The sequence below is a fragment of the Capilliphycus salinus ALCB114379 genome (assembly GCF_047276495.1).
In the GTDB taxonomy this organism is placed as follows: domain Bacteria; phylum Cyanobacteriota; class Cyanobacteriia; order Cyanobacteriales; family Microcoleaceae; genus Capilliphycus; species Capilliphycus salinus.
The window spans coordinates 1268297-1287663 of the sequence record NZ_CP178543.1; the positions used below are offsets into that span (position 1 = coordinate 1268297).

Annotated in this window: 14 protein-coding genes; 8 read left to right on the top strand and 6 right to left on the bottom strand. The window is 43.7% G+C overall.

What is annotated here, in order from left to right; all coding sequences use genetic code 11:
- Positions 1–37 precede the first annotated feature (37 nt).
- Positions 38–1246, top strand: coding sequence for an L-2-hydroxyglutarate oxidase (lhgO, locus tag ACL6C3_RS05275; RefSeq protein ID WP_413165969.1), 1209 nt, complete (start codon positions 38–40; stop codon positions 1244–1246).
- A 93-nt stretch (positions 1247–1339) separates the two neighbouring features.
- On the top strand, positions 1340–1441 hold the full coding sequence (locus tag ACL6C3_RS05280) for a PetM family cytochrome b6-f complex subunit 7 (RefSeq protein ID WP_413165970.1): 102 nt from the start codon (positions 1340–1342) through the stop codon (positions 1439–1441).
- 240 nt (positions 1442–1681) lie between these two features.
- Here ACL6C3_RS05280 and ACL6C3_RS05285 read toward each other — a convergent pair whose 3' ends face one another.
- Positions 1682–2101, bottom strand: coding sequence for a DNA-binding protein (locus tag ACL6C3_RS05285; protein WP_413165972.1), 420 nt, complete (start codon positions 2099–2101; stop codon positions 1682–1684).
- Between the two features lie 494 nt (positions 2102–2595).
- On the opposite strand from ACL6C3_RS05285, the gene ACL6C3_RS05290 reads away from it, so the two are divergent.
- The 4 genes from ACL6C3_RS05290 to ACL6C3_RS05305 are packed head-to-tail and all read left to right on the top strand — an operon-like array spanning position 2596 to position 7621.
- Positions 2596–5118: a GTPase gene (locus tag ACL6C3_RS05290; RefSeq protein ID WP_413165974.1), complete on the top strand. Its 2523-nt coding sequence runs from the start codon at positions 2596–2598 to the stop codon at positions 5116–5118.
- Between the two features lie 12 nt (positions 5119–5130).
- Positions 5131–6093 (top strand): GTPase, encoded by a 963-nt coding sequence (locus tag ACL6C3_RS05295; protein ID WP_413165976.1) that lies wholly within the window; start codon positions 5131–5133, stop codon positions 6091–6093.
- Positions 6094–6096: 3 nt separating this feature from the next.
- Positions 6097–6897, top strand: coding sequence for a LeoA/HP0731 family dynamin-like GTPase (locus ACL6C3_RS05300; RefSeq protein ID WP_413165977.1), 801 nt, complete (start codon positions 6097–6099; stop codon positions 6895–6897).
- A gap of 58 nt (positions 6898–6955) precedes the next feature.
- On the top strand, positions 6956–7621 hold the full coding sequence (locus tag ACL6C3_RS05305; RefSeq protein ID WP_413165979.1) for a hypothetical protein: 666 nt from the start codon (positions 6956–6958) through the stop codon (positions 7619–7621).
- A gap of 762 nt (positions 7622–8383) precedes the next feature.
- On the opposite strand, the gene glmS is transcribed toward ACL6C3_RS05305, so the two are convergent.
- The 3 genes from glmS to ACL6C3_RS05320 all read right to left on the bottom strand — a co-directional run bounded on the left by glmS (position 8384) and on the right by ACL6C3_RS05320 (position 12750).
- A complete protein-coding gene (gene glmS / locus ACL6C3_RS05310) occupies positions 8384–10378 on the bottom strand; it encodes a glutamine--fructose-6-phosphate transaminase (isomerizing) (protein ID WP_413165981.1) in 1995 nt (664 codons plus the stop codon).
- A gap of 808 nt (positions 10379–11186) precedes the next feature.
- Positions 11187–11432, bottom strand: coding sequence for a photosystem I iron-sulfur center protein PsaC (psaC, locus tag ACL6C3_RS05315; RefSeq protein ID WP_009783147.1), 246 nt, complete (start codon positions 11430–11432; stop codon positions 11187–11189).
- A 406-nt stretch (positions 11433–11838) separates the two neighbouring features.
- Positions 11839–12750 (bottom strand): CoB--CoM heterodisulfide reductase iron-sulfur subunit B family protein, encoded by a 912-nt coding sequence (locus ACL6C3_RS05320; RefSeq protein ID WP_413165983.1) that lies wholly within the window; start codon positions 12748–12750, stop codon positions 11839–11841.
- 384 nt (positions 12751–13134) lie between these two features.
- On the opposite strand from ACL6C3_RS05320, the gene acpP reads away from it, so the two are divergent.
- The gene (gene acpP / locus ACL6C3_RS05325; protein ID WP_413165985.1) at positions 13135–13383 is read left to right on the top strand and encodes an acyl carrier protein; all 249 of its coding nucleotides are present in this window, start codon (positions 13135–13137) and stop codon (positions 13381–13383) included.
- Between the two features lie 491 nt (positions 13384–13874).
- Entirely contained in the window at positions 13875–15128 is a 1254-nt protein-coding gene (gene fabF / locus ACL6C3_RS05330; protein WP_413165986.1) for a beta-ketoacyl-ACP synthase II, read from the top strand.
- Positions 15129–15189: 61 nt separating this feature from the next.
- Here the strand turns inward: fabF and ACL6C3_RS05335 are convergent, their stop codons facing one another.
- Both ACL6C3_RS05335 and ACL6C3_RS05340 read right to left on the bottom strand, forming a co-directional pair.
- A complete protein-coding gene (locus ACL6C3_RS05335) occupies positions 15190–15750 on the bottom strand; it encodes a PEP-CTERM sorting domain-containing protein (RefSeq protein ID WP_413165988.1) in 561 nt (186 codons plus the stop codon).
- Between the two features lie 184 nt (positions 15751–15934).
- A complete protein-coding gene (locus ACL6C3_RS05340; protein ID WP_413165990.1) occupies positions 15935–19186 on the bottom strand; it encodes an endonuclease/exonuclease/phosphatase family protein in 3252 nt (1083 codons plus the stop codon).
- Positions 19187–19367: the final 181 nt, after the last annotated feature.

The following is a 19367-nucleotide window of genomic DNA, read 5'->3' on the forward strand; positions in this document are numbered from 1 at the left end:
TACCTAAATCCAGTTAAAATATTCGGGGTTAAGTGTTATGTTTGACTTTGCAATTATTGGAGGCGGAATCGTTGGTTTATCAACGGGAATGGCGCTGGGTCAACGTTACCCAAATGCCAAAATTCTGCTGTTAGAAAAAGAAAACCGTTTCGCCCCCCACCAAACCGGGAATAATAGCGGCGTAATTCATTCAGGAATTTATTATAAACCGGGAAGTTTAAAAGCCCAACTCTGTCGGGAAGGCTGCCGTTCAATGGTGGAATTTTGCCAAAAACACGGTATCGATCATGATGTTTGTGGCAAAGTAATTGTTGCCACCGAACCCGAAGAATTACCGCTGCTTGAAAATCTCTATCAACGGGGTTTAGAAAACGGCATAGAGTGCAAAAAAATCACCGCAGAACAGGTCAAAGAAGTAGAACCCCACGTGCAGTGTTTGGCGGGAATCAAAGTCTATTCAACCGGAATTGTTAACTATACCCAAGTCGCCCAAAAATACGCCGAACTCATTGCCCAACAGGGCGGAAAACTGCAACTTTCCACCAAAGTCGAGAACATTAAAACCACCGCAGACGGTGCAATTGTTGAAACCAATCAAGGCGAATTTCGAGCCAAGTTTTTGATAAACTGTGCGGGATTATATAGCGACAGAATCACGAAGTTAGGCGGAATGAAACCCGAAGCGAAAATCGTTCCTTTTCGAGGCGAATATTACGAACTCGTTCCCGAAAAACGCTATTTAGTCAACACCCTAATTTATCCCGTTCCCAACCCGAATTTTCCCTTCTTGGGCGTGCATTTTACCCGAATGATTGATGGGAGTGTTCATGCCGGACCCAACGCCGTGTTAAGCTTAAAACGAGAAGGCTACAACAAGACAGATTTTGACTTTTTAGATACTATTGACACCCTCACTTATCCGGGGTTTTGGAAACTCGCCGCCAAACACGCCAAAGATGGAATAGAAGAAATTATTCGCTCTTTTAGTAAAGCCGCATTTGTACGGAGTTTACAACGTTTAATTCCCGAAGTCCAGTCGGAAGATTTAATTCCCACTCATGCGGGAGTGCGGGCGCAAGCGTTGCAAACAGATGGTAAACTGGTGGATGATTTCTTAATTGTAGAAGGACGTAACGCCATGCACGTTTGTAACGCTCCCTCTCCTGCGGCTACCGCTTCCTTAGAAATTGGTAAAGCCATTGTCGAGAAAGTCGCAAACGTGCAGGGTTCTCCTGTGAAAGTTTAACCCGAGTTCCCCAAGTTCAGGAAAAAAGCTTGACCAAAGGGACGTTAGAATAATACATTTAAAAAGGATAACATCAAGGAGACATCAAAATCTATGGCTGGTGAAATCGCTTATGTTTCATTCTTGTGCTTTTCTATCGTTTTAGTTGGTTTAGCAGGCGGTTTTCTGTTACTCAAACTTCAAGGCGGCGAATAAGTCAAGTCAGTTCACTAAAACAGAATAAAAAACACATGGCGATCGCCGTTTTTTGAGAAGCGATCGCTAAATTTTTTATGGATAATATTCTATAGTGCTTCGCGCAAGGCAAGACCGCACTGCCTCAACTTTTCGCTTATACTAATGTCCTAACCGTGTCGGCGTAGTGCTATAAATTAACTCATATCAAGTCCACTTGAATACCGATTATAAAAGTGTGGAGAGATCGGGAGATTTTGACTAACCGACGACATTAACATCATAAAAGGTTTCAATCCAAACCCTCGCACCACAAGGGAGAGGTTTATCGGGACTATAGACGACACGACATCCTCCGGGTATTTCGACAATATGCCCATAAGTATTGGTCTGACCCTTTTTAACGCTAATCACGGGAAGTCGTTCCTGGTGTTTTTGATTTTGCCGAATTCTTTGAGAATTAACGTGAACAATCTTTTTTGCACGCTTTTTGAGATTACACCAACGCGGAGCCGGGCCTCTTTTCCCTCGCTTAATAGTGGGTTCGCCCTTAAACAGGGGAATGAGCCACATCTTCCCGGTCTTATAGGCACCTTCGACTCGGCCTTCGCTTAGGAGAACTCGCAGTCGAGCGGTGGAGATTTTTAAAATCTGGGCTGCTTCTGTAGTACCGACAATCATTGGACTAATAGGGAATCGCAATAGTTTTGAAACTGTATATCTAGATTATAAATGATCTGCCGATCAATAATCAATGATCTGGCTATTCGGTGGCGCGGAGTAGCGTGGTTCGGCGCAGGCCTGTACAGGGTCGGTGGTACGGGTCGGGTGTCTGTTATTCGTATACAACCGGATTTGATATCACTTTATTCTCCTCTGCCGATTATTTATGTTAATTATCCCAATTTTTATTGATTGGGGTTGAGGAGTTTTTATTCAACAGAACTGCGTAATTCATAGCCCATCGTGAGTTGGGGTTTCGACTCCGTGATCCTACGGATAACCCTCGGATTTATTATGCTTTTTTTATTCTAAAAGTTCCGTAATTTCCACATTGATATCTAAGTTTTTTCAGGTTAATCTAGAATTTACAGACTTAGAAAAACTTAATACCCTAAGAATTGGTATGACTCAGACTTCAACGTATTAACGACTTTAATAGGCGGTTAGGCAAGATGCAAACGACACTCAAAAAGACTGAAACAAACAACCATTATAACGCGATAAATTATCCCTTTTTATTGGTAACGCACATGGTTTGTGCTGACCAACAAATTCACAGCGAAGAATCAAAAGCGCTTCACGAACTGGCGACTCAAATTGAAGTCGGACAGCGAACCCTGGAGGAAATGGAAAAGATTCTCGCCCAAGATGATGATCAATTATCTGTAGAAGAAATTGCGAGGCGAGTACCCAGCAGTCAAAAAGATGAGGCAATGTGTCAAATTTTAGCGATTGCTTATGTAGACGGGTTTTGTTCGGTGTTAGAACAGAAGATGGCCGAACGAATTGCACAGATTTGGAACTGGCCGAAAGGAGAAATACAGAAACAAATTGAAGAAGCCGGAGCCTTTTCTGATACCGGATTTCTTGAGGAATCTAATCAACAAAAACTTTCTGTTAGTGCGCGTTTACTTCAGAAAGCCGATTCGATTTTATCCCAGGCTTTGGTTAATAAATTAGCCAATTTAACGGGAGCAGAACAAAAAGTCGAGCAACTGCGGCGAGAAATTTTGTTATCGGGGCCAGAATATGATGAAGCAATTCGTCAGTGTGCCGTTGTTGCTAAGGAAGATTACCAATTTTCAGAATTAGCCCTGAAAAGTGCGGGTTCAACACTTCGCTCTTTAGGAAAAAATCTGCAAGAGTCGATTATAGAAATCAAATCAAAAACTAACAGTAAAGGTCAAGCAAACACGGCTCAAGACGTTGCAAAACAACTCGAATTAACTCAAAAATCGCTCTCGGCTGAAATTATCAAAGAAATTGAGGATGTGCGGGAATCCCTCCGTTCAAAAGAACGCGCTCTCAATCACTTTAGCATTGCCTTTATGGGCAGAACGAAAGCGGGAAAAAGCACACTTCACGCCATTGTTACTAACGATGGATGGGAGGCGATAGGAGTTGGAAAACAGCGAACGACTCGTTACAACCGAGTTTATGAATGGAAAAATATTCGGATTATTGACACGCCTGGGATTGGCGCTCCCGATGGAAAAAGTGATGAAGAAATAGCAGAAAGTGTGATTGAGGAGTCGGACGTTATCTGTTATGTGGTGACAAACGACAGCATTCAAGCAACAGAATTTGAGTTTTTACATCTGCTGAAAAAGAAAGCAAAACCGCTCATTGTTCTTTTGAATGTTAAGAAAAATCTGCGCGATCCGCGTCGATTAGAACATTTTCTAAAGAATCCCGATAAAGCTTTTGAAATGGAAGGTCAAAGCGGTTTGGGCGGACATATTGAACGCATTCGCCGCTATGCAAAAGAGCATTATGCAAACGATTACTTTCCCATTGTTCCGGTGATGCTTTTGGCGGCTCAACTTTCCCGCGAACCCGAACATGAAAATCGCAAAGAGGAATTATTCAAAGCCAGTCGAATGCAAGATTTTTTAGATTCTATTCGCGAGTCTTTGATTCAATACGGAACTATTCGGCGATCGCAAACTCTACTCGGTTCGACTGTCGGCGCCATTAATACCCCCTATGACTGGGTTGCGGGACAAGCTCAAATTTATGGACAATTAGCAGAAACAATTCAAAGCAAACAGGAGGAAATCAGAAAGAAAATTGAGATCGCATTCAAAGATAGCCGCAGCAACTTACAAATAGAAATCGAAACGATATTTCAAGAGGCGATTAATGCTGTTCCATCGTTTGCTGAGGAACATTGGAATTCAAACGAGTTGGGATTGAAACTTGGTTGGGAGAAAACATTAAACTCTCTCAATTTTGAACAGCGTTTAAAGTCTGCTTTTCAGGAAGCGGGTGAACACTTTAAGCGTGAAGTTCAAGAGGTCTTAGAAGAAATCGGCCATGAATTACAGTTAGTTGCTGAACTCGGCGGTGGTAACTTTAAGTTTACACAGCAAGATTCTTGGGATATTCAACATATCCTGCGAATTGGAGGAATTATTTTAGGGATAGCTGGAACGATTATTGCATTTACGAACCCTATTGGGATAGTTGTAGGAATTGTTGCTGGCGTTGTCGGGAATTTTACTGGTTTATTCAAATCCAAAGATCAGAAACGTCGTGAGGCGGCTCACAAAATTTCAGAGGATTTGTACGAGCAACTGAATACCCAAAAACAGGAAACGCTGGAAAAAGCCCGAAGTGAATTTTTGAATTCCTGTGCTTCTGTAATTATGAATATCGAATCCTATTTCAAGGAACTCGCTTCTGGGCTAGAAAGTTTTTCTTTGACACTGGAGGAAGCACAGAAAAAATTCTCGGGATTTACTAACTATCTTAACCGTTTTTATGCCAAGCGAATTCTTGATTGGAGTCAGGAAAAATATGAACCCTTAACTGAAGAAGGAGCCAGAAAAACAGTTGCTAAGGTTGAACGGAAGTTCGGACACAAAATGACAATTATCACTCGCTCTGAACTCACCATCAAAAAATCAATGGATGAACTGAAAAAGGTTCTTCAAGAAGACATTTCAATTCAATCTCACAAATCTGTTAAATAGGAGAAACAAGCCATGACTGCAAATAATCAGGATTTCCTCGCCGCCAAAATTGGTTCAGCATTCAAAAAAAATCTCGTTAGTTTTGATAAGCTACTAGAACAGGAAAATAAACCCGAACTCACAGCAATTCGTAAGAAACTGCGTGAGGAGTTAAAAATCTATCGGGAACAAGGAGCAATTGGCGTTGCTTTTGTCGGACAATATAGTGCGGGAAAATCAACAATTATCTCTGCACTGACCGGAAAACGAGATATCAAAATTGATGCGGATATCGCCACCGATAAAACCAGCACCTACAACTGGAATGGTATTCAAGTTCTTGACACGCCGGGACTCTTTACAGAACGCCAAGATCACGATGAAATTACCTACGATGCGATTAACAAAGCGGATTTATTGGTATTTTGTCTCACCTATATGCTGTTCGACTCCGTTACCGTTGAGAACTTCAAAAAGTTAGCCTATGAAAAAGGTTATCGCTGGAAAATGATGCTCGTCATCAATAAAATGTCTGATGAAGCGGGAGAAGAAGAACAGAAAATATTGAACTACCGCCACAGTCTAGCAGAAGCCTTGAAACCTTACAGCCTGGATGAATTTCCGGTTTGCTTTATCGATGCAAAAGACTACTGTGAGGGTGTTGATGAAAAGGATGATTTTCTCATGGAAATTAGCCGTTTTCAGACGTTTATTGATGCCCTCAACGAGTTTGTTAACAAACGTGCGGCATTAGCAAAATTTGATACTCCCGTCCGAATTGCACTCAGTTGTCTGGAAGAAGCACAGCTAAGTTTTACCCGCAACTCTACGAATGATTCAGCATTCCTCGAAATTTTAAATCGTTTGTCTCGTGTTGTCCGAAAAGAACGGAGTCGCATCCGAACTAAAGTTCAAAATATTGGCTTGAAAATGTCTTCAGAAATTGCTAAAGAAGGTTATGTTCTGGCTTCAGCAGTCGGAAATGAAGACATATAAATTTTGAATAAACAGGCTGAAATAAACGTTCAGAAACATTACGAAAAAGCCGAAACAGACCTGCAATCTGTAATTAATGCTGCGGTTGAGGATATACGCCAGGAAGTCGAACAAGTTTTTGAGAGCGACTTGGTTAAAGCCTTTGTTGCTTGTGTCGATAAAAACATAAATATATCGGCTAATAAGACCGCAGCTTCCGCGAATACAGAACAACTTCAAGTGCAACTCGGACTACTAACTATAATTGGAAACACAGCAGGAGCAAAAATAGGATCAGAAATAACAAAACTAGCAACTCGTGGCTTTGTTAAAACAGCAATGAAACAAGGATTGTTACGTCCTGGGGATGTAGTTGGAAGCGGATTACATATAGCTGTTGTTGGAGTTGGCAAGTTGGTAGGATTTAAGTTTAAATTGGGGCAAGCAGTAGGTATTGCTAAAAATATTGGTAACGCAGCTAAGTTTATAGGGCCAGCAATGGCTGTTGTTTCAGTTGGAGCGGATTTGTTGACCATGCACCAAGAAAATGAGCGTCAAAAGGAAATGGCAAATATTCGCCAAGATATTACCAGCCAATTTCAGAAAATTGGTAAAGACTTAGAGGCGCAAATCAGTATACAGCTTAGTGAATTTGAACAACAAACTTACGACGAAATTGATCAACAAATCTCAGTTGCTCGTCGCAGTGAAGAAGAATCTATCGCCGCTTCTAATACTTGGATGAAAGAACTGATGAACATTCGGGAGAAGTTTGAGTTAATTCTCAAATACATCACAAAAGCTACAGAAAAACCTGTGGCTTAAAACCGAAATCATTCATTTCTCAACCCGATTCAACTTGAAAATTACCGGAGCAAAAACAATGTCTTCAAATCAAACGCCCGAAAACCAACCCAGAAAAAAACGTGCGGCAGCTTTGGTTGGAAATCTCGCCAAAAGAGGAACCCAAGCCGCTAAAAATTTAGCCCAAAACGAAGAAGTCAGAAAGATTGCAGTAGAGGCTTTTACAACCGTTACTCAGACACAAACTGAACCCCCCAAACCAACGACAACAGAAATCCCCCCCGAAAAAACCGAGGTAGAATTATCAGCAATACCCCCTCAAACCCCGACATCACCGGCCGTCAATCCGTTGGCAGAAACAACCGCCAAAGTTGCCACAAATATCGGCAACCGACCTATTACAAAATCAGTTGTTCAAGCTGCCAAAACATTATCGCAGAACGAAGAAATCCGAAGTGTTGCGACAGAGTTTGTCGAGAACGTTAAACAAAATAACACCCAAACCGGAGAGAAACAAACCCGTCGAGAAGTTCTGAGAAAATCGGCCGTTCAGGCTACAAAATCCTTTGCTCAAACCGAAACGTTCAAAACCGCAAAATCTAAAGCCATTCATTCGGCGAGTCAAAAGAGCCAAAAACTCGGTCTAAATTTAGCCGGAAAATTTGCTCAAAAGATGATTGTTCCAATGACTATCTTAATTTTACTTATCCTTACTGTTATTGTCGGATGGTTAATCTATTTTTGAACTGATTAAATAACCATTCACTCAACGATTAGTTAACGGGTTAATTACATCAAATAAAAAGTCGGTCTGTTTCTGACTGGAAAACGCACCCGGTACTTATATGATCTCCGAGTAATCAACAATCGTGCTGTAGGGGCGGGTTCAGCATTAATTTTGACCACCACTCCGAGATTGAACTAAACCCGCCCCACCCCCATAATAATATTAATCAACCGGAGATGATATTACAAGCAAATATCAGCGCCCTGTAGGGGCGGGTTCAGCATTAATTTTGACCACCACTCCGAGATTGAACTAAACCCGCCCCACCCCCATAATAATATTAATCAACCGGAGATGATATTACAAGCAAATATCAGCGCCCTGTAGGGGCGGGTTCAGCATTAATTTTGACCACCACTCCGAGATTGAACTAAACCCGCCCCACCCCCATAATAATATTAATCACCGGAGATGATATTACAAGCAAATATCAGCGCCCTGTAGGGGCGGGTTCAGCATTAATTTTGACCACCACTCCGAGATTGAACTAAACCCGCCCCACCCCCATAATAATATTAATCACCGGAGATGATATTACAAGCAAATATCAGCGCCAACTGTTATAACTGCGGAGCGATTCTAATACAATTCAAAAGCCCTATACCAGCAGTATACAACTTTAAAGCGCTAGTATAGGACTTTATTTTTCAGTTAATAACTTTGTTGGCGCTTTGTACAACTTTATTGGCTTTTTACAACAGTTAAAACAGCAAAAAATAACTATTCAACCGTTACCGATTTTGCCAAATTACGAGGCTGATCCACATCTAAACCTCGACGGGCAGCAATATAATAAGCCAAGAGTTGTAAGGGAATAACCGCTAAAATTGGCGATAACAATTCATCAACAAAAGGAACAGGTAAAATCTCATCAAAAACATCCGATTCTTCCAAGGTTTCTTTCGCCGTTACCCCAATTAAATGAGCATCCCTCGCCCGGGCTTCTTGGGCGTTTGAAATCACCTTTTCATAAACACTTCCCGGCATGGCGATCGCCACGACTGGCACCTCTTTATCTAACAACGCGATCGGCCCGTGTTTCATCTCACCTGCGGGATAACCTTCGGCGTGAATATAACTAATTTCCTTCAACTTTAACGCCCCTTCTAAAGCAATGGGAAAATTAATTCCTCGGCCTAAAAAGATAAAGTCTCTCGTATCCGTAAACTGGTGAGAAAACTCCTCAATTTTAGTCCCTTGAGTATTTAAAATCAGTTCAATTTGAGACGGCAGCTTTCGCAACCCTTTAATCAACTCTTGTACGCGAGAATTCGGTAACGTTTTCCGACGCCAAGCCAAATCTATTGCTAACAGATAAAAAGCGATAACTTGGGCTGTAAAGGTCTTCGTCGCCGCCACGCCGATTTCAATTCCGGCGCGAGTATTAATCAAATTAGGCACTAACTGACCCAAAGAACTTTCGGGGCGGTTTGTAATCCCTAAAAGTCGGGGTTTAAACTGTTTTGGCGCATTCAAACGGCGCTGTTGTTCCATCGATAAAGCCGCCAAAGTATCAGCTGTTTCCCCGGACTGGGTGACGCCAATTGTCAGAGTATTTGGTCGAAGCGGCGAGGGCGCATAACGGGCTTCGGAAGCATATTGTACCGTCGTTGGTAAATCGGCCAATTGTTCGAGTAAATATTTCCCCACCAAACTCGCGTGCCAACTCGTCCCACAAGCGAGAATTTGGACTTGTTCGAGATTTTCTAACAACTCATCCGACAAACCCAATTCTATCGGAGATTGATTTATATCGACAGAAATTGGATGTAATTCATCGGGGGTTTGGGCTTCAAATTCCCCATCCCAATTGCTATTAATATAAGCTTGCAAACAGTCCCGAACCACTCCCGGTTGCTCGTGAATTTCTTTGAGCATAAAATGTTTAAAGGAGTGTTTCTCAACCAGAGTTGGACTCACATCAAGAATTCGGGGCATTTTATTGAGGCGTTCGCCTGCAAAGCTATAAACCTCAATCCCCAAATATGTTAAACGCGCCAGTTCCCCATTTTCTAAACTGAGAACCGTTTGCGTATAAGGAACTAAAGCGGGGGTATCAGAAGCGCAGAAAAATTCACCTTGACCCAAACCAATAGAAAGCGGCGCTTGTTGACGGGCGACAATTAATTCATTGGGAAAATCAGCAGAAATAACCGCAATAGCAAAAGCACCCGTTAGCCGGTTTACCGTCTGTCGAACCGCTTCGACAAAAGTAGAAGGAGAACAAACAGCGCGAACTCCGATCTCGGCGGTTTCCGTCGAGAAGGAAGTTCGCAAGAGAATACCTTCAGAATCAGGTTGAGAAAGATATTCAGCAATTAAATGAGGAATAACTTCGGTATCGGTATCTGATTTAAACTCGTATCCTTTGCTTTTAAGTTCTTCTCGCAATTCCCGATAATTTTCGATAATCCCATTTTGAACCACCGCAACTTTACCATCAGAAGAAAGATGAGGATGAGCATTGCGTTCTTCCGGTTTTCCGTGAGTCGCCCAACGGGTATGACCAATACCGAGAGTCGCCGACATTTCGGTATTTGCAAGTTTATTGCGAAGGTTATAGAGTTTACCTTCGGCTCGAATTTGACGAATTTTACCATCGGAAACCGTTGCGAGTCCGGCCGAGTCATAGCCGCGATATTCCAGTTTTTCTAAGCCACTTAAGAGAATTTCACTGGCGGTTTGAATGCCGATATAACCAACAATTCCACACATTTGGGTTGATTCACTCCTACAAACGACAAAATTAAATAGCAATTAAGAAACGGAAGACAGCTACAACATCTCGGACTCGGTTTACGCCAATAGGTTGCACCAGATAGGATGTAGATTAAGAATATTTATTATTGAATCCGCGACCCTGTTGCTTTTTCCCCCGTTGGTGAGAACATTTTGGACTTAGTTCACTATACTCCGAAAATCTTAGGAATCAGGTTTTGACAGTTAACAGGTGTCGGGTGTCAGGTCTCAGGTGTTGGGAGAGGGGGAGGATGGTAAACGGATGGGTTGACGGTTGGGTTATCGAGGTTAACGCTTTCACAAACGGATGAGTTGACGGTTGGGTTATCAACGTGTTTCGCTGTCAAACTGTACGGTACTGTTTACTGGTCAGGGGAGGTGGGGAGATGGGGAGATGGGGAGATGGGGAGATGGGGAGGTAGGGAGATGGGGAGATGGGGGAGAAACTGTTTAGTGCTTACTGTCAACTCTAATAACTCTATGCACGAACTTCGCTCGCGACCATTCCGCCAAGTCGCGAGTTCGCGCTGGTGACTGGTGAGGCAGCGCGGTCTTGGGGTCCCCCCAAGTGAAGCGACTGCCGAACCCGAAGGGTGACTGGTGAGGCAGCGCGGTCTTGGGGTCCCCCCAAGTGAAGCGACTGCCGAACCCGAAGGGTGACTGATAACTCTGCCTATTCCCCAAAAAAATAGAGAGGAAGTGTGTTCTCCCTCTCTGCAAGCATCGCACACAGCAATGGCGATTGAAAAATAAGTTCAGATGAACTGTTAACCAGTCCCAGATGTTAGTAAGCCAGACCCATACTACGGGTCGTTTCAGGCCCTAAGTAGACCCGAATGCTTAAGAAGTCGGTCGGACAGGCGGTTTCACAGCGTTTGCAGCCTACACAATCTTCTGTACGGGGAGAAGATGCGATTTGACTTGCTTTGCAACCGTCCCAGGGAACCATTTCAAGAACATCTAAGGGGCAAGCCCGAACACACTGGGTGCAACCAATACAGGTATCGTAAATTTTGACTGAATGAGACATTGAATAAACTCTCCAAAGGATCTCAAGTTTTGCAGAATCTACAACGGTGTAGATTTTATGGCAAGTTCTAGAGCAGAATTATCGTATATAATCCATCACTTTACCCCTGTCTTTGGCGAGCAAGATACATAAGGCGATAAAACTTTAGACTCTGTAATATTATGTTCAGGTCGAGGGGCAGAGACAGTGATCGGTGATCAGTGACCAGTGAACAGTTAAGAGGTTACAGTCAACAGTGATCACTTATCGGTTGTTTAAGCGATAACTGATCACTGAAAACACTGGTTACTGGTTACTGGTAACTGACAACTGAAAACACTGGTGACTGGTGACTGGTGAGGCAGTGCTGACTTGGCGGTTTCCGTCGAGAAGCAACTGCCGAACCCGGAGGGTGACTGGTGACTGTTTAGAGTCCCAACTTTTGTAAAAGGGGTTGAGTAGAAACCATGTGGCGGTCTAGGCCGAGTTTTTTCGGTTCGATACCGAGCGCTAACGCCACCAGTTGGGGAAGGTGTAAAATGGGTAAACCAAGCTCGCGCCCGATCACCTTTTCGACTTCCGGTTGACGAGAATCAAGATTGAGATGACACAACGGACAGGGCGTTACCATACAATCGGCACCCAAGTCAATCGCATCTTGAATATGGTTTCCCGCCATTTGAAAAGAAAGGTCGGTGGCGTAACTCGAAAGCGGCCAACCACAACATTGAGTTCGTCCCCGATAATAGATGGGAGTCGCCCCAACCGCTCGAAATACATTTTCCATCGACTCCGGTTGATAGGGGTCATCATAGGCGAGAGTCGTTTGAGCGCGTAACAGGTAACAGCCATAAAATGCGGCACATTTCAACCCCGACAGTTGACGAGTAACCCGACGCTGAATTTCCTCTAACCCATAGTCGGTTACTAACGCCCACAGGAGATGTTTAACCTCTGTCGCGCCTTTGTAGGGGGAACAGCTTTCTTTCGCCAACAGATGATTAATTTGTTCGAGATAAGCCGGGTCATTCTCCTGAGAACTTTTGAGGCGTTCATCAACCCGACCCAAAACCCCCTGACAAGTGCTGCAATGGGTTAACAGGGGTAAATTGAGTTCTTCAGCCAAAGCAATATTGCGGGCATTGACCGTATCTTCAAGAAGTTGAGAATCTTCCTTAAACGTACCCGACCCACAACAAGAAGCTTTCTTGAGTTCAACCAATTCAATCCCCAGGGTTTGCGTCAAAATTGCTGTAGACTGATAAAGTTCCCGACAAGCCCCTTGAGCTACACATCCGGGAAAATAGGCGTATCTTAATTTGGTTTGAGATTTCGACATGAGGCTAGTGTTCTCCTAATTGCGCTCTGGGGGTGCAAAGACCTCTCTATATCCATGTTCCCTCGTAAATTCTCAATCTGTGTAAAAAAAGAATGAAGATTGGCAAGTCTCAGAAGTCAGTGACCACCTGACCAGTGACCACCTGACCAGTGAACACCTGACCAGTGAACAGTAAACAGTGATAATTGTAAAAACTGATAACTGATAACTGATAACTGATAACTGCCTATTGCAAGATTGCAAGATTGCCCCTTTCCCCTTCCCCTTTCCCCCTTTCCCCCTTCCCCTTCCCCCTTCCCTATAAAAACCCAGAAATGATTAACGCAGCGATCGCGCTTTCCGATAATATGGTATACGCGGCATCCAAATAAGGAAACAACAAGTATGAGTGATAGTACGTTTGAAAAAGTCCAAAAAATCGTGGCAGACCAACTCGGAGTCGAAGAAAAGGATGTTACTCCTCAAGCCAACTTCGTCAACGATTTAGGCGCAGATTCCCTAGATACAGTGGAACTGGTGATGGCATTAGAAGAAGAATTTGGGATTGAAATTCCCGATGACGCAGCCGAGAAAATCGAGACCGTACAAGCAGCAGTAGACTACATTGACAACAAAGTGACAGCTTCTACCTAAGCGGCGGTTCTCAAGCCCGATAACAAAGCGCGATCGCACTCGTTTTAGCCCCGGTCGGCTGACCAGCTTTGACAACAGAACTCACCGGCAAACCTCACCGATCTCAAGAGTTGCACAGAGTCCAACCCGGGCGGGTGTCCGATCCGAAAAAAGGCTGTTAGTCTATCTTCGGTCGGATTGAAAAAACGGTTTGTAGAGTTTATCCTAAACAGATAAGCACTGCTCAAGCCAAGGGAAAAATCCGAATTTTTGCAGAAAGTCTAATTTCAGGGTTGAGGGAAAACTCCAACCCTAAAATAGAGAATTAAATAAGTGATAACAAATCATTGTAGAGCGCCATTGAAAACGGAAAGTCTCAGAAAAACGGATTCGCGAGTAACGCCAAAAGTAGCGGTTCATGCTGCTTTTGGTCAACTCGATCCGTTATTTATCAAAGATATCTGTTTCTAAATGTTCTGCATTTAGGCAAACTACTGCTTCAAATAAAAATCATGGATAACATAAACCGCAAGCGTGTTGTTGTAACGGGTCTGGGCGCAATTACACCCCTAGGAAATACACTCGCCGAATATTGGGAAGGGTTGCTCAGTGGACGCAATGGTATAGACAAGATCACCTTATTTGATGCTTCACGTCACGACTGTCGCATTGCAGGCGAGGTGAAAGGATTTGATCCTTGTGACTACATCTCCCGCAAGGAAGCCAAACGGATGGATCGTTTTGCTCAATTTGGCGTATCGGCGAGTAAGCAAGCGATCGCCGATGCGGGATTCGTGATTGATGACTTGAATGCAGAACAAGTCGGCGTGATCATCGGTACCGGAATTGGCGGTTTGAAGGTTCTCGAAGAACAACAAGAAATCAATCTGACTCGCGGTCCGGATCGGTGCAGTCCGTTTATGATTCCGATGATGATCGCAAACATGGCCGCCGGACTCACCGCCATTCATACCGGAGCCAAAGGGCCGAATACCTGCACGGTGACTGCTTGTGCGGCCGGTTCTAATGCCGTCGGCGATGCCTTTCGTTTAATTCAACGCGGCTACGCCCAGGCGATGATTTGTGGCGGTACGGAAGCGGCTGTTACTCCCCTATCTGTGGCGGGGTTTGCCGCAGCACGCGCTCTTTCGACTCGCAATGATGACCCCGCCCACGCCAGTCGCCCCTTCGATCGCAATCGCGATGGCTTTGTTATGGGTGAAGGAGCGGGAATTTTGATGTTAGAAGAACTCGAATATGCCCTTTCTCGCGGCGCCCGGATCTATGCGGAAATTGTCGGCTACGGGATGACTTGCGACGCCTATCACATGACTTCCCCGGTCCCAGGTGGAACCGGTGCGGCTCGGGCGATGTCTCTGGCGCTCAAAGATGGCGGTTTAACTCCCGATCTGGTTAGTTATGTCAACGCTCACGGGACTAGCACCCCGATGAATGATTCTACCGAAACCGCAGCCATGAAAACGGCTCTGGGCGAACACGCTTATAATATTGCGGTTAGCTCTACAAAGTCGATGACGGGTCATTTATTGGGCGGTTCCGGCGGTATTGAAGCGGTGGCTACTGTCATGGCGATCGCTAACGATAAAGTTCCACCGACCATTAACCTAGAAAATCCCGATCCCGAATGTGATTTGGATTATGTTCCCAATGTTAGCCGCTCTCAACCGGTTGAAGTTGCACTTTCTAACTCTTTTGGGTTTGGCGGACATAACGTGACATTGGCGTTTCGCAAATATCAACCCTAGAGGTTGTTAATCTAATTTAGAAAAACCCGGTTGATCGAATAAACCGGGTTTTATCCCGCCTCTACATCAGATTTTGATCGCGTTTTTTGGCTGTATTTCGCTTAAATAAGGCCCCAAAACCCAACGCGATCGCCGAACCTAACATCATCCCCGGTTCGGGAACATCGGTGGTTGCCAATGCCACATCACCCGCTCCACCCTTTCCATTTTCAACATCATAAAATAACGCCGCATCTTCCGCACTAAAAAACCCCGGAACAAAGGAAAAATCAAATTGAATTTCACCTAAATTTGCATCATCAACCGCAAAATCTAGCCCCAACAAATTCCCATCCAAATCAAACTCAACGAAGGGTTGACTAATAGCATCTTCTTCGGTAAAAATGCTGTTGAAACTATTAAAATTGAAGGTAACACTCAAATCATTAATATTTGAAGTTCCACCGGGATTAATCGTATCAAAGCTAAACGAACCCTCATAGGTCGCTCCCGTTAAATCCCCCGAATCAATTGTACCACTGAGGTTAACAAAATTGGCCGCAGCCGGAGCCATATCAAAAACAACAACAGCAGCAGTGACCGCAGCAGTCGAGAAAGCGAAATTTTGAAACAGATGAGTCATTTTTTCTCCTAAAACTTGTTGAAATTGAACGGTATAAAAAGATAATATTTTGGTATTTTTGCGGGAATTTACAGTGCTAATTTATTATTAGAAAATACGGATAACTTTCTAAAATTATCACTGATAACTAATAACTGTTCACCGTAAAAACCCACCCAAAACTTACTGATTTTCTCAGTTAAATTCACCCAAAAATAAAGTTGTCAGAATTGTTGAGAAAATCGCTTGAAACACCCTGAACTAAAACAAAAGAACGAGGACGACCCGAACCTGTATCGCCATCCGGATCGAAAGTCAAGAGCGTATTTCCTCCGCGACCGATAAAACCAACATAACCGTCTGCGATCGCATTGGAACCACTAAAATTAACGCTCTCAAGCACACCTACAAAGTCAAATTTGTCGCTTCCAACTTCAAAATCAGTAATAATATCACCCGCATCAACTAAACCCGTATAGCGGAAAATATCATCGCCATTACCACCAGTAAGCGTATCACGACTTTGGAAGCCAGTAATAATATCATCCCCATCCGTTCCAACTAAATTATCTCGTCCTCGGGTACCATCGATAATATTAACGTCAGACTCCAGAGTTAGACCGACAACTAACGGATCGTGATCGCTTGCTAGCTGTTCAGTTTCCGCAAACTCTGTGTTAACATGAACGATATCAAACTCAGCAACATCATCCAAACTCTCGCTAACCAAAATATGATCAAGAGACTGAGAATTTCCCTGAAAAATAAAACTATAACGCTCATTTTCGGGCAATGTTTCCGTCAAATTAATCAGGTTTTCTTCAAGAATTTCTAACGGAGAAACAAACTCAAACTCATTAAAATCTCCCAACGCGACAATATTTGCATCGGGGTCAACATTCAAACGATTAGCAACAAAATCATTAACTGCATTAGCTTGAGCTTGTCGTTCATCAAGACTACCATTAACAGTGGGGTCTTCTTGCAAATCTTCAAAAGGTTGTTCGATACCGAAAATAGGCGCACTTCCTCCCTTAGAAGAAAAGTGGTTGCTAATAACAGTAACCTCTTGACCGTTAAACTCAAAATCCGCAACCAGAGGTAAACGAGCGCCATCAAACGCACTACCCGGATCTTGATCTCCTATCGTTTGAACCGAACCCTCAACTAAATTAACACGGTTGGGGTTATACAGGAACGCAGTCCGAATATTTCCGCCCGGTTGACCTCCGCTAGCGCCATCGGTTATAAATGTATTGTCGATAAACTCATAGGTTGGGCCACCCGCATCGGCGATCGCATCGATTAAGGTTTGGAGAGTTTGATCCGCCGCAACCGTACCATCGTTAACAGAACCGTTATTATCCTGAACTTCTTGTAATCCGATAATATCGGGTGTATTCAGGTTATTAATAATTTGGTTAGCAATAGTATCAAAGCGACCGTTGGCAATATCTGCATCCCCATCGTTATCATTCGGGTCGAGGTTGAGAACATTGTAACTAGCAACCGTAAGTTGATCACTTCCGGGTGTAATATTGCTAACTTCAGCTTGAACGGTAGAATTACTCGCAGTAAATGACTGAGTGGGGTGAATTTGGAAGTTACCAAAGTCATAAGAAATCACCCCAGTAACATCTCCGAGTTGACTGCCTACATCAACCTGGGGTAAGTTGAAACCGGGTAAAATATCAGTATCTTCATCAATTTGAATTCTCTCGGGATTGAAATCATCGGGACTAATATTCAGCGTACCCCGGTTACTAATACCCGTTGCATTGCTACCATTATCAACAACAGTAAAGATTTCGCCAAAACCGTTTGTGGGGGCGATGGCGACTGCATTTTCAGCCGTCACCCGCATTCCTTCTAAGGACTCGAAAAAGTCAATTCCGTCGGTTGTGGGGTCAAAGCTAGCAAAGGCATCATCGTCAATATTTTCCGTTGGAGGAACACGACCACCCGAACCGATAATCACCGCATCAGGAAGGGGATTTCCCGTCGAAAGCGTGGTAATTGTGGGGTTGCTAATTTGTGTTGTGGGTAAATTGCGAGTATCGGTATCGCCGGGGAAAAATTCTGCAACGGTACCCTCTACTTGTAACTCGTCACCGATAGTAACATTAGGATTAGATCCGGTAAAGACAAATAGTGCATCGGAAGTCGCAATATTACCATCGCCCGATGGGTCTTGAAGGTAGAATCCGTTAGAATCAACTGCTGTTACAATTCCAGTGGTGACAACAGTATCACCCGTAATGCTGAAGGTGTTCGCAGGTAGATTGTTAAAGTCAACGTTGACAAACGGAGAAGTCTGACTCGCGCCTTGAATGTCGTAAATGGGGGTAAAAATGGGTTCTTCGCCGCCACCATTATCGCTGCTTCCGGCGGTGGGAGTATTCGCCGAACCCAAGAAGAAATCACTAATTACCCAATCTTCAACGGTATCGGTATCGACTCCATCGGTAACTCGACGCGCACCGGCGGGGAAAAATGAACCATCCGGACCAATAACCGGGGCGTCAAAGAAGAAGGTATCGCCCGCACCTCCATCGGTGAGTGCAACGCTATCGAGAACCATTTCGTTACCGGTGACGGAAGTTCCAGAGATGCTGCTAGTTTCGACTAAAGCGACGGTTAAGCTACTATTTTCTAAGAAGTTATCGCTAATGTCAAGATTTGGATCGACTCCATAGTTAGCTGCCAAACCGGTGGGATTTCCGACGAGGAAAAAGCCGTTCTCGCCGATAATATTAGTTGAATTAAAGTCAATTTTAGCGTCGATTGTACCGGAAATTCCGCTATCTCCTTCGACTACAATTAAACTCAAACCGTCTAAAGATGTACCGGGAGTACCAAAGAATTCAATAAATTCGGTGTTGTCTGTTCCGGTGTGGCTGGCGTAAACTTCGTTAATGACTAAGTTATAACCGCCATTTAACGTGTAACTTTTCAACGGAAAAGGTGTATTTGCGCTGTTATTATTGCTAGAATTATCTAAAGCATTGGGGCCGCTAAACGTCCAGTTGGAGAGGTTAAACGTTGTACCATCGGGGCCTGTTCCGGGAACTCGATAAGCCCAACCGTCCATGTATTCCCAAGGTTGTCCGGTTCCATCGACATTAATTTCACCAAAGATATCAACAACAGAACCATTTAAAAATAGTTCTATGGCATCATCTCCGTTGATACTAGAAGCAATGCTGGTATCATCAGGATTAAATCCAAAGAAGTTATTGAATTCTGTTGTTTCGGTGGCAATATAGATATAATCTCCAGCCAGTGCAGAACCGGAAAATGTGTATTCTTGTCCGTTAGTTCCGCCGCCGTTATTGGCAGAACCAAAACCGTATAGACTGAGGTCGGGAATATCGTTTAAAGCAAAAAATTCTACAGCTTTTGGAACTCCGCCCGTTAGGGGGCCGTCAATAATACCTGTGATAATTAGGTCGCTCATTTTCCTTAGATTTCTCCTGGTTTGAAAGGTTTGGCAGTGAGTCGGCTAAAAAGGTTTGAATCCGATCATTTTGATTGAGATTCAAGCGGGTTTTTAAGATGAGGTTTGCTCAAATTTAGCGGAATAGTTTTTCTTCAGTATGATTTTCTTTGAAAACTTCACAACATTACTGATTTAGAAG

Bases quoted from the DNA above. Each gene is read 5' to 3' on its own strand.
- lhgO (WP_413165969.1), top strand. From the start codon at position 38: ATGTTTGACTTTGCAATTATTGGAGGCGGAATCGTTGGTTTATCAACG.
- acpP (WP_413165985.1), top strand. From the start codon at position 13,135: ATGAGTGATAGTACGTTTGAAAAAGTCCAAAAAATCGTGGCAGACCAA.
- ACL6C3_RS05340 (WP_413165990.1), bottom strand. From the start codon at position 19,186: ATGAGCGACCTAATTATCACAGGTATTATTGACGGCCCCCTAACGGGC.
- ACL6C3_RS05290 (WP_413165974.1), top strand. From the start codon at position 2,596: ATGCAAACGACACTCAAAAAGACTGAAACAAACAACCATTATAACGCG.
- ACL6C3_RS05320 (WP_413165983.1), bottom strand. From the start codon at position 12,750: ATGTCGAAATCTCAAACCAAATTAAGATACGCCTATTTTCCCGGATGT.
- ACL6C3_RS05335 (WP_413165988.1), bottom strand. From the start codon at position 15,750: ATGACTCATCTGTTTCAAAATTTCGCTTTCTCGACTGCTGCGGTCACT.
- ACL6C3_RS05285 (WP_413165972.1), bottom strand. From the start codon at position 2,101: ATGATTGTCGGTACTACAGAAGCAGCCCAGATTTTAAAAATCTCCACC.
- glmS (WP_413165981.1), bottom strand. From the start codon at position 10,378: ATGTGTGGAATTGTTGGTTATATCGGCATTCAAACCGCCAGTGAAATT.
- ACL6C3_RS05295 (WP_413165976.1), top strand. From the start codon at position 5,131: ATGACTGCAAATAATCAGGATTTCCTCGCCGCCAAAATTGGTTCAGCA.
- fabF (WP_413165986.1), top strand. From the start codon at position 13,875: ATGGATAACATAAACCGCAAGCGTGTTGTTGTAACGGGTCTGGGCGCA.
- psaC (WP_009783147.1), bottom strand. From the start codon at position 11,432: ATGTCTCATTCAGTCAAAATTTACGATACCTGTATTGGTTGCACCCAG.
- ACL6C3_RS05305 (WP_413165979.1), top strand. From the start codon at position 6,956: ATGTCTTCAAATCAAACGCCCGAAAACCAACCCAGAAAAAAACGTGCG.
- ACL6C3_RS05280 (WP_413165970.1), top strand. From the start codon at position 1,340: ATGGCTGGTGAAATCGCTTATGTTTCATTCTTGTGCTTTTCTATCGTT.